Here is a 15,489-nt window from a genome sequence, read left to right as displayed (position 1 = left end):
GCCATGGCGATGACGGCGCGGTTCAGCCGCGCCGCATCATGCGGAAGGCGATACCGGAAGCGAGCGCGCTGACATAGGCCGGTTTCTGGTAGAAGCCGTTGAGCGAGATGCGGGGCAGGGCGGTCTGCGGCGCATCGGAGGCGAGCGTTCCCGGCTGTGTCGTCACCGCGACGGCAAGCCCAAGCGCTTCTGCAAGCCGGGTTTCGCGCGCCGAAACCGCGAAACGCTCTCCGTAGGGATAGGCCAGTGTGCGCGGCCGCTGGCCGATGATCCGTTCGACCCGCGCAACGGAAGCGGCGATCTCATGGCGTGCTTCCTCCTCAGTCAGTCGCGCCAGTGCCCGGTGGCTGATCGTATGCGCGCCAAGGCTTGCCAGCGGGTTTTCCACCAGTGTTCGAAGGCCCGCCTCCCCCAGAGTCAGCCTCTCCGTGATGCCGAGCGGGTCGATGCCCTGGCCTTCCGCCAGGCGGTTCACTTGCGCCACGGCAAGCGCTTCGCTGCCCTCATGGATGAAGGCGGCGATGCGGTCGAAGGCCGCCTGTTTTTCCGACTGGTTCGACAGGGGCAGCGTCGTTTCGCCGGTGCCAAAATCGAAATTGAGGTGTTGCCTGCTCTCGATCAGGTCTGCCAGCGTCTCCCACCACAGCGTGTGCGTGCGATCGATGAAGCCGCCGGTCACGAAGACGGTGAAGGGTACGGCTTGGCGGGCAAAGACCGGGGCGGCAAATTCCAGATTGTTGCGGTAGCCATCGTCCAGGGTGAAGACTGCAACGGGCTGCGGATCGCGGGACGCAAGATGGCCGGGGAGTGCATCCAGCGCGATGAAGCGGTAGTTCTCGCGCTTCAGGCGCAGGATGGTGGCCTCGAGAAAATCCGGCGTGATCTCGAGATGGGCATTCGGATCGAACAGGCGTGCCTGTTTTGGTCGGACATGGTGCAGCGTGAAGATGGCGCCGCGACCGCGCGCCGACCGCATGACGCCCGCTGCGCCAAGAAGCCCTGCAGCAACCAGACCGCTGGTGATGACGACGCGCTTGACGATCCTGGCAACCATTTAGAAATCCCGACGCTGTTGCCCGCCGTTGGCAAGGCTGCTCAGCCGACTTTAGACGTCAGGGCGTTAAACCTTGTTGAACGGAAAACGGCGGCCCGCTGTCGCGAACCGCCGTTTTCCAAAGTTTTTGATCGTGTGGGCGGTCTAATTAGCCCTTGATGAAGCTTTCATCGATCACGTCGCGCTCACGGCCGCCGAGGGCCGCACTGACGCCGGCGATGAAGGCACCGACCAGAAGAGACAGCGCCGTCAGCAGGGCAAACGTCGCACCGGCCTTGCGGGCGGTGTCGGCTGCTTCCTGTGCTGCAACCTTGGCGTCCTCGATGCTCTTCAGCACCGTGTCGACACGGGCATTGGCATCGGCTTCGGAAAGCCCGGTGCGGACAGCAACGAGACGGCCGAGATAGGCACGGTCGTCGGCCGGGATTTCACCGGCGGTGGCACCATTGATCAGGATACGCGACACCTGTGCTGCATCCTGCGCATTGGTTTCAGCCGTCGTTGCACCCGGATCGGCCGGACGCAGCAGCGAATCGACGAAATAGGCTGTCGGGCCGCTGTCAACATTGGCGGCCGCGGACGCTGTGGCCACTGCCGCACCGGAAGTCACGGTCGAGGCAGCCTGAACGCCGCTGTTGATCGTCGACGTCACGGCAGAGGTCAGCGTGCCCGCAATGATCAGCGTCGACAGGGCCCATGCCAGGATGCCATGCGCCGTATCGCGGAAGAAAACCTCGTCTGTCTGCGTTCCGGTCCAGCGGGTCCGCAGCCGGCCGGTGATATAACCGCCCATGCCAGACGAGAGCCACTGTACGATGACGATCCAGATCGCCGTCGAGACTGCGAATGTGGTGGCCGACACGCCTTCGGACGCCCAGGGCGATACCATGGTCAGGCCAAGGCCCGAGCCGAGTAGCGTCAGAAGCAGGGTGATTGCCGCAGCCGCAACCGCACCGGCGATGATCGCGCCCCAGCTGACGGCGGACCGTGAGGATTCAACGTGTGACGACAGAGGCGAACCATGTCCCGAAGAAACCGCCCCGGAGGAAACTGGCATTGTCATGCGCTTCCCCTATCGGAAAAAGAGAGCGAGAAGAATGATGATGGGGATCGGCACCCCGATAAGCCAGAGCAGAATTCCACGTCCCATGATGTCTCTCCTTTATGATAAACGCTGCCAATTCGAACAAGTGTGGCAGCTTGGACGCATAACTCGGAGGGAGAGATTTGGTTCCAACGGGGTGGGAATGAACGCAGAAAGTGTCACGGCTATCGTCGCGAAGTGTGCGACGCCGTCACTGTTCTGCCTTGCTGGGGCAGACAGGCATTTAAGGCTTCAAGCGGGCCCAGATCGGTCTGTAAGGTCTCGATCCTCGGGTCAGGAGCAGGCGATAGCGCAGCGCCGCCGGTTTGACGGCAGCGTTGCATAGCTCACAGGCAGCCTGAAATCTTCAGGCCCGCGTGCCGCCGACGGTCATGTCGTTCATGCGCAGGTGCGGCTGGCCGACGCCGACGGGCACCCACTGGCCGCCCTTGCCGCAATTGCCCATGCCGGTATCGAGCTTCATGTCGTTGCCGATCATCGAGATGCGCTGCATGGCCTCCGGGCCATTGCCGATCAGCATGGCGCCCTTGACGGGTGCGCCGATCTTGCCGTCCTCGATCAGGTAGGCCTCGGTGCAGCCGAAGACGAACTTGCCCGACGTGATGTCGACCTGTCCGCCGCCGAAGGAGACGGCATAGATGCCCTTCTTCACGGAAGCGATGATCTCCTCCGGCGTCTTGTCGCCGGAGAGCATGTAGGTGTTGGTCATGCGCGGCATCGGCACATGCGCGTAGGATTCGCGCCGGCCGTTGCCGGTCGGCGTCATGCCCATCAGTCGGGCGTTCTGCCGGTCCTGCATGTAGCCAACCAGCTTGCCGTCGTCGATCAGCACGTTATAGGCCGACGGCGTGCCCTCGTCGTCGATGGTCAGGGAGCCGCGCCGCTGCTCGATCGTCCCGTCGTCCACGACGGTTACGCCCTTGGCGGCCACCTGGCTGCCGAGCAGGCCGGCAAAGGCCGAGGTCTTCTTGCGGTTGAAATCGCCTTCCAGTCCATGGCCGACCGCCTCGTGCAGCATCACGCCGGGCCAGCCGGAGGAGAGCACGACGTCCATCGTTCCGGCCGGAGCGTCGATGGCCTCGAGGTTGACCAGCGCCTGGCGCAGCGCCTCGTCGGAACCGTGGCGCCAGTTGTCGACGGCAATGAAATCGCCAAAACCGCGCCGTCCGCCGACGCCGTAGGAGCCGGATTCCTGCCGGTCGCCATCGCCGACGACAACGGAAATATTGAGCCGCGTCATCGGCCGCACGTCATGCATGCGGTGGCCGTCGGCGCGCAGGATATCGACCACCTGCCAACTGGCGGCGATCGAGGCGGAGACCTGCCGCACTTTCGGGTCCTTGGCGCGCAGATAGGCGTCGATGTCGGAAAGCAGCGCGACCTTGGCCTCGAAACTCGGCTCACCGATCGGGTTCTCATCGCCATAAAGGCGCTTGTTGGTGCCCTGGGGGGCTGCGGCATAGGAGCCGGAATAACCGCGCGTGACGGCACCGACGGCATCGGATGCGCGCTTCAGCGCCGACAGCGACAGCTCGCCCGCATGGGCATAGCCGACCGCTTCGCCGGCAACCGCGCGCAGGCCAAAGCCCTGGTCCGTGTTGAAGCTTCCGCCCTTCAGGCGGCCATTGTCGAAGGCAAGCGATTCCGACTGGCCATGCTCGATGAACAGTTCGCCGTCATCGGCCCCCTGAAGCGTTTCCGCCAGAACCCGCCGCACCGCGTCTTCATCACTGTCGAAGAGTTTGATCAGATCGGTGTTCATGAAAGTGGCTCCTGCAGCTCGCGGTTCCGGCCTATGTAGTGATTTGGCGGGGAGGGGGCAAGCATTACCAAGGCGGCTTTTTGTTCTGTTCGACGCCGAGCCGGATGCGGAGCACCCCTTGGCCGCAGGGGTGTCGGGCGAAAACGTCGGCAAGACGCAAAATGGCCGGGCGAAAACGCGGATGCGCATCTGTTAACGAAAAGGGGGAGGCTGGATCTCCAGCCTCCCCCTTTAGGATAGAGCAAGTTCGGCGCTCAACCTATTCAGATGAACCACGAACCGGACAGATCGCCCTCGACGATGATCTTGGCGTTGTCCAGGAGGTTGGTGACGATGAATTCGCCACCACCCTGATCGACCGCGGTCCAGTTGGCTGCGACGCCATAGAGGTCGAGCTTGTCGTTAACACCAAAACCGGTGATGACGTCGGCCGTCGAAAGCTTGGTGCCGGTGTCGCCAACGGCGAAGACGAAGGTGTCGACGCCACCGCTTGCCATCATGAGATCGGCACCCTTGCCACCGGTCACAAAGGATGCCTTTGCGGAGATGGCGGAGAGGTCGATCGTGTCTACGCCCGTGCCGGAATTGATGGTGAAGGTGGTCAGCGAACCGTTCGTGACCCCCGCACCGGCGACACCGGTGTTGCCTGCGCCGATCACGATATTGTCGTCGCCGCCGTTGGTGTTGATGGTGAACGCGTTGCTCCAGCCGGCATCATTTGTCAGGGTCGTCAGATTAACGGTGTCATTGCCCTGGCCGGTCACCACATTGCCGCGCTTGGCATCCATGATATTCACGGTCGATGCTTCTACGCCCCCGAGGATGACATCGACATGCACGAAATTGCTGAAGGTGACGTTTTCCGAGTCATCCGAAACGGCCTTGACGTTCTTGACGCTGTTCCAGGCGGAGGTGACGTCGAAGTCATAGGCATTGGCCGACGGATCGAACTCGATCTTAACCGTACCGCCGGTCCCGGAGCCGGCAGAGCCAACGGCGCCAACGGCAACGCTCTGGGTCAGGATCGAGGAACCGATGGTATCGCTCGCTTCGCTGACATCACCGTCCTGCAATGCTCCGACCTGCGCCGCCAGCGCAGCTTGTGTTGCATCGACGAGCGAGGACAATGTCGACGCGCCGCCATTACCAAATTCAACAACCAGTGCCATTTTGATCTCCATATTGGTTTTACGGCAGCGCCCTTCGCAAAGCCCCTGTAGGGCTGCGGGCGAGTCCGATTTTATTTAATGAACAATTACAATAAGTTGTATTTGAATTCTTCACTGAGGTTATTGGGATTTACGCAAAGTGACACTTCAAAAGGAATTTGCACGCAGTGCTTAATTTTAGAACAATCTGTTTACGAACCTAATATGTGCCAAATCGGTCAATCGCGGTCATATGTCGGTTAATTTCTTCAAAATGTCCAGAGCATCGATGGCCCAAATTTGGACTGGTCCTGTAATTAGGTGGTTTCCTATCATGAAAATAGGCACCTGGGAGTGTAACGTCACCGTCAACTTGCGATTGCGGCTCCCGGTCGCGGAAATCCAGCGCCAGGAGAGCCATCCTCTGGGCGGGCGGTGTGCGTTGGTCGCATCAAAGACGGCGAATGCAGCCATGACGGGGCCAAACAAACGGCGGATGGAGTGTGCAGTCCCCGATAAAACGAAAGGTTTACGGCAGCGCGTCGTAACCCTCGCCGAACCCTTTGAGGTCGACCGGAATGCCGATGCCTTCTTCCGGGGACTGGAAGACGATGAAGGTTGCCGTCGCGCCGCTGCGGAAGGTTTTCAGAAGTTCCTCTTCGAGCACGACTTCGGCATAGCAGCCATCGGAGAAGCAGCGGACGAAATAGGCGCGGCCGATATCCTTCCCGTCCACATTCAGCCCGAGCCCGTTGGGCAGGAGCACACCGAGCGGCGCAAGCACACGCAGGATCTTCGCCTTGCGGTCGGCTGTCTTGAGTACGACGACGGACAAGCCCACCTCCGGACGATCCTCGGCGATGACATTCTGCATCAGCGCGCATTGTTCGGCGGCAGCACCGGCTGGCTGGTCGCAGACGATCGACCACGCGCCATGGTTCGACTTGACGGTACCCGGCGTGCCGGGCTGCTGCTGGGCGAAGGCCGATTGCGGCAGTGCTGCAGCCGAAAAGCTCAATGCTGCGATCAACAACAGGGCCAGGACCGGCAGACGGGAAACGAGGGACAGGCCCATGAAAACCTCAAAACGTAAGAATCAGTGCGGCTATTCTTGAAGCGCACGGGCGGAAATGAAAAGCCCTGAGTCTCCTTTCAGCCGGGTATGGCCGAAATTGGGCCGCGACAGAAGCCTTCGCTGCCGTTTTGTGCATGCCGGCTCCCACTTCGCGCCGACACGCGGATGGATCAAGCCCATATATAAGGGCTTCGATTGCGCAGGCCTTGCATTTACAGGCGAAACGGTTTCGTCACGATGTGCGCCTCTGCTTCGGCATCATTCCAGGAGAATGGCGGGCGGTATCGTTGGAGAATAGCGGCGGACAAACCATGAATGCGATTGGCCCTTGGGTGCCTTTTTGTGTTACAAAAACAGCGATCGATAACGCAGCTGACCGGGGAATACGCAGTTTGCGCAAAAATGCCGCACGGAGTGCCGTGGACAGATGTTGCGGCGACCTTCAAACTGTGGTTTGAAGCGCGACAGTATTGCAGGGATTCTGCGTTTTGGTTTGATCCCGATCAAGCGCATGTGGGAGACACGATTGTGAAAAACAAGGCTTATGCAGTTCTGGCGACGATGGCCTGTCTGCTCTTTGCTTCGAACGCCTGGGCCGACAAGCCTGTCGACTGGCAGATGACCTTCCAGAATGCCGCGACCGGCATCATGGAAGAAATTACATGGTTCGAGCAGTATACCCTCTGGTTCATCATACCGATCACCTTGTTCGTTCTCCTCCTGCTCGTGCTTGTTGTCGTCAAGTTTCGGGAGAGCAAGAATCCGGTCGCTTCCAAGACAAGCCACCACACCGGCATCGAGATCGCCTGGACGCTTGGTCCGGTCATCATCCTGCTTTTCCTCGCCATTCCATCCTTCCAGCTTCTGACGGCGCAGCTGACGCCGCCGCAGAACCCGGATCTGACGGTCAAGGCAACGGGCAACCAGTGGTACTGGTCCTATGAATACGAAGTCGGCGAAACGCCGCTGTCATTCGACAGCCTGCTGCTCAAGGACGAAGATCGCGCCAGCATCGGCAAGTCCGACGTCGAAGCCTATCCGCGCCTGCTGGCTGTCGACAACGACGTCGTTGTCCCTGTCGGCAAGACGGTCCGTCTTCTCGTGACCGCCGCCGACGTGATCCACGCCTTCGCCATGCCGGCTTTCGGTGTGAAGATCGACGCCGTTCCCGGCCGCCTGAACGAAACATGGTTCAAGGCTGACCGCGAAGGTCTCTATTACGGCCAGTGTTCCGAGCTCTGCGGCAAGGACCATGCCTATATGCCGATCGCCATCCGCGTTGTCAGTGAAGACAAGTATGCGACTTGGCTCGCTGCCGCCGCCACCAATGTCGGCGACGCCAACAAGGCGCTCATGGCTTCCATCGACGCTGCGGCAAAGTCCGTCGACGTCGCTGAAAACGCCGCACAGTAATTCGCCCTACAGAATTCGAAGGGGAGCACTATCATGGCCGGAACACCCGCTCATACCGATCATCTTCATGATCCTGCGCAAGACCACGCGTACGGCCATGACGACCACGCCCACAAGCCGCTGACGTTCTTTCAGCGCTGGTTCCTGTCCACCAACCACAAGGACATCGGCACGCTCTACCTGATCTTCGCGATCTTTGCCGGTATCATCGGCGGTACGCTGTCGGTGATCATGCGCATGGAGCTGCAGGAACCGGGCATCCAGATCTTCCACGGTCTGGCCTCCATGGTCTACGGCTTCGAGGGCGATGCTGCCATTGATGGCGGCAAGCACATGTACAACGTGTTCACGACTGCGCATGCGCTGATCATGATCTTCTTCATGGTCATGCCGGCGCTGATCGGCGGTTTTGCCAACTGGATGGTTCCGATCATGATCGGTGCTCCGGACATGGCCTTCCCGCGCATGAACAACATTTCCTTCTGGCTGATCATCCCCGCCTTCCTGCTCGTGCTTCTGTCGATGTTCGTCGAAGGCCCGGCCGGTGGCTTCGGGGCAGGGGGCGGCTGGACGATCTATCCGCCGTTCTCGACGTCCGGGCAGCCCGGACCAGCGATGGATCTTGTCATTCTCGGCCTGCATATCGCCGGCGCTTCCTCGATCCTCGGCGCGATCAACTTCATCACGACGATCCTCAACATGCGCGCTCCGGGCATGACGCTGCACAAGATGCCGCTGTTTGCCTGGTCGGTGCTGATCACCGCCTTCCTGCTCTTGCTCTCGCTGCCGGTTCTGGCGGGTGGCATCACCATGCTTCTCACCGACCGCAACTTCGGCACGGCGTTCTTTGCGCCTGAAGGCGGCGGCGATCCGATCCTGTTCCAGCACCTGTTCTGGTTCTTCGGTCACCCGGAAGTCTACATTCTGATCCTGCCCGGCTTCGGTATCGTCAGCCACATCGTCTCGACCTTCTCGAAGAAGCCGATCTTCGGCTATCTCGGCATGGCCTATGCCATGGTCGCGATCGGCGCCGTCGGCTTCATCGTCTGGGCGCACCACATGTACACCGTCGGCATGTCGCTCGACACGCAGCGCTATTTCGTCTTCGCGACGATGGTTATTGCGGTTCCGACAGGCGTGAAGATCTTCTCCTGGATTGCGACGATGTGGGGCGGTTCGATCCGCTTTGCGACGCCGATGGTCTGGGCGATCGGCTTCATCTTCCTGTTCACCGTCGGCGGCGTCACGGGCGTCCAGCTCGCCAATGCCGGCCTCGACCGCTCGCTGCACGACACCTATTACGTGGTTGCCCACTTCCACTACGTTCTGTCGCTCGGTGCCGTCTTCGCGATCTTCGCGGCCTGGTACTACTGGTTCCCGAAGATGACCGGCTACATGTATTCGGAATTCATCGGCAAGCTGCACTTCTGGGTCATGTTTGTCGGCGTCAACCTGGTGTTCTTCCCGCAGCATTTCCTCGGCCTCGCCGGCATGCCGCGCCGCTACATCGACTATCCGGATGCCTATGCCGGCTGGAATGCAGTGTCGTCCTACGGCTCCTATCTCTCGGCCGTGGCCGTGCTGATCTTCCTCTATGGCGTCTTCGAAGCCTTCTCCAAGAAGCGCGTCGCAGGTGACAATCCCTGGGGTGAAGGTGCAAACACTCTGGAATGGACGCTGCCATCGCCGCCGCCATTCCACCAGTGGGAACAGCTGCCGCGCATCAAGTAAGCGCCTGCCAGCTTTGGAAGCCGCCGGAAACGGCGGCTTCTGCAAAACCGGAAGACGGTTTTGCAGCGTGCCATGGCAATGCCCTGAAAATTCAAGGCCCGATCAGAGGGCCGGCGACGAAGGCCCAGGCTCTCGACTACCAGAAAGCCGGGCCAGACAAGCAAGGACGCAACATGTCGGTCATTGACCATCACGAAGCAAATGGCCCGGAGGCTGCCGTGCGTCTCTCGGAGGCCTCGGCGCGCGATTTCTTTGCGCTGTTGAAGCCGCGTGTCATGTCGCTCGTGGTCTTCACGGGGCTCGCCGGAATGGTGATGGCGCCCGGCCATATCCATCCTTTCATCGGTTTTATCGCGATCCTCTGTATTGCCGTCGGCGCGGGTGCGTCCGGCGCGCTGAACATGTGGTATGATGCGGATATCGATGCGGTGATGACCCGCACTGCGTCGCGACCAATCCCGGCCGGCAAGATCCGCGCCGAAGAGGCGCTGGCCTTCGGTCTGACGCTGTCGGCCTTCTCCGTCTGTATCCTCGGCATCGTCGTCAACTGGCTTTCGGCCGGGTTGCTGGCCTTCACCATCTTCTTCTATGCCGTTGTCTATACGATGTGGCTGAAGCGTTCGACGCCGCAGAACATCGTCATCGGCGGTGCAGCCGGTGCCTTTCCGCCAATGATCGGCTGGGCCTGCGTGACAAACGGCGTCGCCATCGAAAGCATCGTGCTGTTCCTCATCACCTTCCTGTGGACGCCGGCGCATTTCTGGGCGCTGGCTTTGTTCAAGATGCGCGACTATGGCGCGGTCGGTGTGCCGATGCTGCCGAATGTCAGCGGCGAGGCGACGACCAAGAACCAGATTGTCATCTATGCGGTTCTGACCGCGATCATCGGTGTCGTGCCCACGACGCTCGGCTTTTCGAGCGTGGTCTATGGCGCTTTTGCCGCACTGCTCGGTCTTGGCTTCATCTGGTATTCGATTGGCGTCTGGCGCATGCCTGATGGCGACGAGAAGATGGCGCCGGCCAAGAAGCTGTTTGCCTTTTCCATTCTCTACCTGTTTGCGATCTTCTCGGCCCTGATGATCGACCACCTGATTGCCACGCTGTGGCTCACCACCGGAGGCGCTGCCTGATGGATATGATCACACTCAACGAAGCACAGAAGAAATCGCGTCGCGGCCGCAACATTGCGCTTGGGGTCGTGCTGTTCGCGCTTGTCGTCGGATTCTACGTCGTGACGCTGGTGAAGTTTAGCGGCGGCATGGTCAACTGAGAGCGGAGGCTGGACACGTGGCAAAATCGACAGAGCACGGCAAGGACAGGTCGAATGGCGCGATCGTCGCTGCCTGTCTGACCTTTGTCGTCGCCATGACCGGCATGGCCTATGCTGCCGTGCCGCTCTACGACATGTTCTGCAGGGTGACCGGCTATAATGGCACGACAAAACGTGTCGAGCAGGCGTCGGAGATCATTCTCGACAAAACCATCAGGGTGACCTTCGATTCCAATACCGGCTCCGATCTCCCTTGGGACTTCAAGCCGGTAAAGCGCGAGATCGAGATCAAGATCGGCGAGACGGTTCAGGTCGATTTCACGGCCAAGAACCTGTCGAGCAAGCCGACCACGGGGCAGGCGGTGTTCAACGTCACGCCGATGGCCGCCGCAGCCTATTTCAACAAGGTAGAGTGCTTCTGCTTTACGGAAACCACCTTGCAGCCGGGCGAGCAGATGGAGATGCCGGTGGTGTTCTTCGTCGATCCCGAGATCGTCAACACCGTCGAGACCAAAAACATCCAGACGCTGACGCTGTCCTACACCTTCTACGCCCGCGAACCATCCAAGCCTTTGGTCTCGCTGAAGACGACGGCGGACGAGACAGACAAGAGACTTTGAATCATCACTGTTTTCGGCTATGCCGGAAATGACGACAAGAGCAGACATATCCGGGGATTGACCAAGATGGCCGAGGCGCACCAGAAAAACCACGACTACCATATCATCGACCCAAGCCCATGGCCTTTGCTTGCCTCGATCGGCGCGTTCATCATGGCGTTTGGCGGTGTCGCCTATATGCGCTACGTCTCCGGCGGTTCGTTCAAGATGTTCGGCCTCGAGCTTGCGAGCCCGTGGCTCTTCTACATCGGTCTCGCACTGGTGCTCTACACGATGTATGGCTGGTGGGCTGATACGATCAAGGAAGCGCATGAGGGCCACCATACCCGCGTCGTTTCCCTGCACCTGCGCTACGGCATGATCATGTTCATCGCTTCGGAAGTGATGTTCTTCGTGGCCTGGTTCTGGGCCTTCTTCGATGCAAGCCTGTATGCCGCCGAGCCGATCCAGACCGCACGGGCCGCCTTTACCGGTGGTACCTGGCCGCCAAAGGGCATCGAGGTTCTCGATCCCTGGCACCTGCCGCTTTACAACACGGTCATCCTGCTGCTGTCGGGCACCTGCGTCACCTGGGCGCATCATGCGCTGCTGCACGGCGACCGCAAGGGGCTGATCAACGGCCTGACGCTGACCGTCGTGTTGGGCGTTCTCTTTTCCTTCGTGCAGGCCTACGAATATGCGCATGCGCCGTTCGCCTTCAAGGATTCGATCTACGGCGCCACCTTCTTCCTGGCGACCGGCTTCCATGGCTTCCACGTCCTGGTCGGCACGATTTTCCTGGCGATCTGCCTGATCCGCGCGCTGAAGGGTGATTTCACTCCGAAGCAGCATTTCGGCTTCGAGGCTGCCGCCTGGTACTGGCATTTCGTCGACGTCGTCTGGCTCTTCCTGTTCTTCTCCATCTACATCTGGGGAAGCTGGGGCGCCCCGATCGCCCATATGTAATCGCATCAGAAATGGGCAGCGTCTTGCCTGCCGATACAATGAAGAACGAGGTGGTTGCAGTCATGCAGCCACCTCGTTCTCGTTTGAACACGGGATGATCGCCGATGAACCTGTGTCGCTTCTTCCTCCGCGTGCTGGTGGTTTGCCCCTGCCTCTTGTTACCCGATATGGCGATGGCGAGTGAGACGCTGGCAGACCGGGTCATGGTGTATAAGGAGCGCCGCCTTCTCCAGCTCTGGCAGAAGGATCGGCTTTTGGCCGAATATCCGGTCGTGCTCGGCGGGGATCCTGTCGGCCACAAGCGGCAGGAGGGCGACGAGAAGACGCCGGAAGGTCTCTATGTGCTGGACTGGCGCAACGACAGGAGCGCCTATTATCGATCGCTTCACATCTCCTATCCCGGACCGCAGGATGTCGTCTCGGCCAAAAAGGCCGGCATCGATCCCGGCGGCATGATCATGATCCATGGGCAACGCAACTATTTTGGCTGGCTGGCCTATTTGACGCAGTCGTTCGATTGGACCAATGGCTGCATCGCGGTTACCAATACGCAGATGGATGAAATCTGGGATAGGGTCCCGGATGGAACAGCAATCGAGATAAAACCATGACTGAAGACAGCGCCCATTATCCGCCGGTTGACCCGGTGTCGAGCGGCCTCAAGGGGCGCTGCCCGCGCTGCGGCCAGGGAAACCTGTTCGACGGCTTCATCAAGGTGAAACCGGCCTGCAGCAATTGCGCGCTTGACTACGGCTTTGCCGACAGCGGCGACGGACCGGTGGTGTTCGTCATCCTGATCGTCGGTTTTCTGGTTGTCGGCTCGGCCCTGTGGATGGAGGTCAATGTCAATCCGCCGCTGTGGGTGCATTTCATCCTGTGGATTCCGCTGGCGACCATTCTGACGCTGGGGATCATGCGCATGCTGAAAGGCGTGCTGATCAATCTGCAATTCCGCAACAATGCGCGGTCGGGTGAAATCGACCGTGGCTGAGGAACGGCAGGCTTCCACCCGCGGCAGGCTGGCGAGGCTGTGCGGCATCGTCGTCGTGCTCGCAACCCTTGCCGCCCTGATTTCGCTCGGCACCTGGCAGATGCAAAGGCTTGCGTGGAAAGAAGGCCTGCTGACCGCGATCGCCGAGCGCCGGTCAAAGCCCCCGGTGGATCTGGCGGCGATCGAGGCCCTCGTGGCCGAGGGTGGCGATATCGAATACCGGACGGTCACTGTCAGCGGGCGTTATCTCAACAACCGCGAACGGCATTTCTTCGCGACCCATCAGGGTCGCACCGGCTATTACATCTACACGCCGCTCGAACTGTCGGATGGCAGCTTCGTCTTCATCAATCGCGGTTTTGTGCCGTTTGATGCCAAGGAGCCGGAAACGCGAAAAGCCGGGCAATTGACCGGCGCGCAAACGGTCAACGGCCTTGCCCGCGCCCGTCTGGCCGAAAAACCCTCCTGGGTGGTCCCCGAAAACGATCTGAAGAAGAACATCTTCTACTGGAAGGATCTCGATGTGATGGCGCAGACCGACGGCCTGCCGGCCGGCAAGGTGCGGCCGTTCTTCATCGATGCCGACGCAACGCAAATCCCCGGCACGCTCCCGGTCGGTGGCGTCACCCAGTTTGAACTGCCCAACAACCATCTGCAATATGCCGTCACCTGGTACGGGCTGGCGGGTGCGCTCGTGGTCATCAGCGGCGTGTTTGTCTTCCGGCGGAAGACGCAAGGCCAGTAGTCAGAGGCTCTGGTTCATGCAAGATAAACGCACACGGCGCTGGTCTTGATCGGCGATTTCAGGCGCCGATGCTCCGGGGGATACCATGGCACTGATCGCAAATCTTCTCGTCGCTTTGACTGCGCTTGCCCATCTCGGCTTCCTGGTACTCGAGATGTTCCTGTGGACAAAGCCGCAGGGGCGCAAGGTGTTTCGCATGACGCCGGAAAAGGCGGAAACGACCCGGGTGCTGGCCGCCAATCAGGGGCTCTATAACGGCTTTCTCGCCGCCGGGCTGGTCTGGTCGCTCACGCACCCGCAGCCGGAATTTGCCGTCCAGCTGAAGCTGTTCTTTCTTGTGTGCGTGGTCATAGCGGCTATATATGGCGCGTTGACCGTCAAGCCGCGCATTCTTCTGGTGCAGGGTGGACCGGCCATCGCCGCCCTCCTTTTCCTGTTCCTGGCGTCCTGATTCATGGCTTCATCCCTTCCGGCAAAGACCCCGATCACGCTCAGGCTCTGCGGCCCGCGCGGTTTTTGTGCCGGCGTCGACCGGGCGATCCAGATCGTCGTGCTCGCGCTGAAGGAATTCGGGGCGCCCGTCTATGTCCGCCACGAGATCGTCCACAATCGCTTCGTCGTCGAAGGGCTCGAGGCCAAGGGTGCGATCTTCGTCGAGGAACTGGACGAAATCCCGCCGGAGCACCGCAAGCAGCCGGTGGTGTTTTCCGCCCATGGCGTACCGAAATCGGTTCCGGCGGATGCGCAGAGCCGCAATCTCTTCTATCTCGATGCGACATGCCCGCTGGTCTCCAAGGTCCACAAGCAGGCCATGCGCCACCAGAAGCTCGGTCGCCATGTTGTTCTGATCGGCCATGCCGGGCACCCCGAAGTGATTGGCACCATGGGACAATTGCCCGATGGCGCGGTTTCGCTGATCGAGACGATCGAGGATGCCGATGCCTATATGCCGCCGGATCCCGACAATCTTGGCTTCGTGACGCAGACGACGCTGTCGGTCGATGATACCGCCGGCGTCATCAGGCGGCTGCACGAACGCTTCCCGAACCTGACAGCACCGGCCGCTGATTCGATCTGCTATGCGACGACGAACCGGCAGGAAGCCGTGAAGCAGGCAGCCCCTGGCTGCGACCACTTCATCATCGTCGGCGCGCCCAATTCTTCAAATTCCAAGCGTCTGGTCGAAGTCGCGCTCCGGGCAGGGGCAAAAAAATCGGTGCTGGTGCAGCGCGCGGCGGAAATCGACTGGGATGATTTTGGCGATATCGCTATCGTGGGATTGTCGGCCGGCGCCTCGGCGCCCGAAGTCATCGTCGACGAGATCATCGAGGCGTTCCGTCTGCGCTATGAGGCGCGTGTCGAACTCGCCGATACCGTCGAGGAAACCGAGAATTTCCTCGTCAACCGCGAGCTTCGCCATGTGCCGCTGACAGCGCAGGACATGGCCTTCGTGAATGGAGAATAAGCAGGGGCGCCTCTTCCCCTTCTCCCCCGCGGGGAGAAGGGCCGAGCAAAGCGAGGCGATGAGGGGGGACGGCGCATTCGAGCGTCGAGGCTCCCCCTCATCCGGCGCGACGCGCCACCTTCTCCCCGCTGGGGAGAAGAGATAGGCCACCCTTGTGCCGGGATC

16 protein-coding genes are annotated in these 15,489 nt (G+C 60.6%); 11 read left to right on the top strand and 5 right to left on the bottom strand.

The genetic code is table 11. The features are described 5' to 3' along the window. Positions 1–22: 22 nt before the first annotated feature. The 5 genes from AX760_RS07760 to AX760_RS07735 form a co-directional block, all read right to left on the bottom strand. Positions 23–1,054 (bottom strand): polysaccharide deacetylase family protein, encoded by a 1,032-nt coding sequence (locus tag AX760_RS07760; RefSeq protein ID WP_071832410.1) that lies wholly within the window; start codon positions 1,052–1,054, stop codon positions 23–25. Positions 1,055–1,202: 148 nt separating this feature from the next. After that, entirely contained in the window at positions 1,203–2,111 is a 909-nt protein-coding gene (locus tag AX760_RS07755; RefSeq protein WP_071832447.1) for a hypothetical protein, read from the bottom strand. Between the two features lie 394 nt (positions 2,112–2,505). Further along, positions 2,506–3,921: a metalloprotease TldD gene (tldD, locus tag AX760_RS07745; protein ID WP_071832408.1), complete on the bottom strand. Its 1,416-nt coding sequence runs from the start codon at positions 3,919–3,921 to the stop codon at positions 2,506–2,508. A 263-nt stretch (positions 3,922–4,184) separates the two neighbouring features. Continuing rightward, on the bottom strand, positions 4,185–5,090 hold the full coding sequence (locus tag AX760_RS07740) for a hypothetical protein (protein WP_071832407.1): 906 nt from the start codon (positions 5,088–5,090) through the stop codon (positions 4,185–4,187). A 508-nt stretch (positions 5,091–5,598) separates the two neighbouring features. After that, positions 5,599–6,144 (bottom strand): invasion associated locus B family protein, encoded by a 546-nt coding sequence (locus AX760_RS07735; RefSeq protein ID WP_071832406.1) that lies wholly within the window; start codon positions 6,142–6,144, stop codon positions 5,599–5,601. 528 nt (positions 6,145–6,672) lie between these two features. Here AX760_RS07735 and coxB point away from each other — a divergent pair. The 11 genes from coxB to ispH all read left to right on the top strand — a co-directional run bounded on the left by coxB (position 6,673) and on the right by ispH (position 15,324). After that, on the top strand, positions 6,673–7,557 hold the full coding sequence (gene coxB / locus AX760_RS07730; RefSeq protein ID WP_087149190.1) for a cytochrome c oxidase subunit II: 885 nt from the start codon (positions 6,673–6,675) through the stop codon (positions 7,555–7,557). A 33-nt stretch (positions 7,558–7,590) separates the two neighbouring features. Beyond that, on the top strand, positions 7,591–9,288 hold the full coding sequence (ctaD, locus tag AX760_RS07725; protein WP_071832405.1) for a cytochrome c oxidase subunit I: 1,698 nt from the start codon (positions 7,591–7,593) through the stop codon (positions 9,286–9,288). Positions 9,289–9,461: 173 nt separating this feature from the next. Then, positions 9,462–10,418 carry a heme o synthase gene (locus AX760_RS07720; protein WP_071832460.1) on the top strand — a complete coding sequence of 319 codons (957 nt, stop codon included), beginning with the start codon at positions 9,462–9,464 and terminating at the stop codon, positions 10,416–10,418. Then, entirely contained in the window at positions 10,418–10,558 is a 141-nt protein-coding gene (locus AX760_RS26460; RefSeq protein WP_087149189.1) for a hypothetical protein, read from the top strand. The genes AX760_RS07720 and AX760_RS26460 overlap by 1 nt, the downstream gene beginning before the upstream one ends. 17 nt (positions 10,559–10,575) lie before the next feature. Then, entirely contained in the window at positions 10,576–11,178 is a 603-nt protein-coding gene (locus AX760_RS07715) for a cytochrome c oxidase assembly protein (protein ID WP_071832404.1), read from the top strand. A 66-nt stretch (positions 11,179–11,244) separates the two neighbouring features. Next, on the top strand, positions 11,245–12,123 hold the full coding sequence (locus AX760_RS07710) for a cytochrome c oxidase subunit 3 (RefSeq protein ID WP_071832459.1): 879 nt from the start codon (positions 11,245–11,247) through the stop codon (positions 12,121–12,123). 104 nt (positions 12,124–12,227) lie between these two features. After that, on the top strand, positions 12,228–12,734 hold the full coding sequence (locus AX760_RS07705; protein ID WP_071832403.1) for a L,D-transpeptidase family protein: 507 nt from the start codon (positions 12,228–12,230) through the stop codon (positions 12,732–12,734). Continuing rightward, a complete protein-coding gene (locus tag AX760_RS07700) occupies positions 12,731–13,114 on the top strand; it encodes a DUF983 domain-containing protein (protein WP_071832402.1) in 384 nt (127 codons plus the stop codon). Before AX760_RS07705 ends, AX760_RS07700 begins: the two co-directional genes overlap by 4 nt. Then, positions 13,083–13,859 carry an SURF1 family protein gene (locus AX760_RS07695; protein ID WP_071832401.1) on the top strand — a complete coding sequence of 259 codons (777 nt, stop codon included), beginning with the start codon at positions 13,083–13,085 and terminating at the stop codon, positions 13,857–13,859. Before AX760_RS07700 ends, AX760_RS07695 begins: the two co-directional genes overlap by 32 nt. Before the next feature lie 85 nt (positions 13,860–13,944). Beyond that, the gene (locus tag AX760_RS07690) at positions 13,945–14,310 is read left to right on the top strand and encodes a DUF1304 domain-containing protein (RefSeq protein ID WP_071832400.1); all 366 of its coding nucleotides are present in this window, start codon (positions 13,945–13,947) and stop codon (positions 14,308–14,310) included. Positions 14,311–14,313: 3 nt separating this feature from the next. Continuing rightward, complete coding sequence (gene ispH / locus AX760_RS07685) at positions 14,314–15,324, top strand: 4-hydroxy-3-methylbut-2-enyl diphosphate reductase (RefSeq protein WP_071832399.1); 1,011 nt, start codon at positions 14,314–14,316, stop codon at positions 15,322–15,324. Positions 15,325–15,489: the final 165 nt, after the last annotated feature.

It is taken from the genome of Pararhizobium antarcticum (genome assembly GCF_001885585.1).
GTDB lineage: Bacteria > Pseudomonadota > Alphaproteobacteria > Rhizobiales > Rhizobiaceae > Pararhizobium > Pararhizobium antarcticum.
The sequence above is the reverse complement of the archived record's forward strand: the minus strand, read 5'-3'. Positions and strand labels throughout refer to the sequence as shown.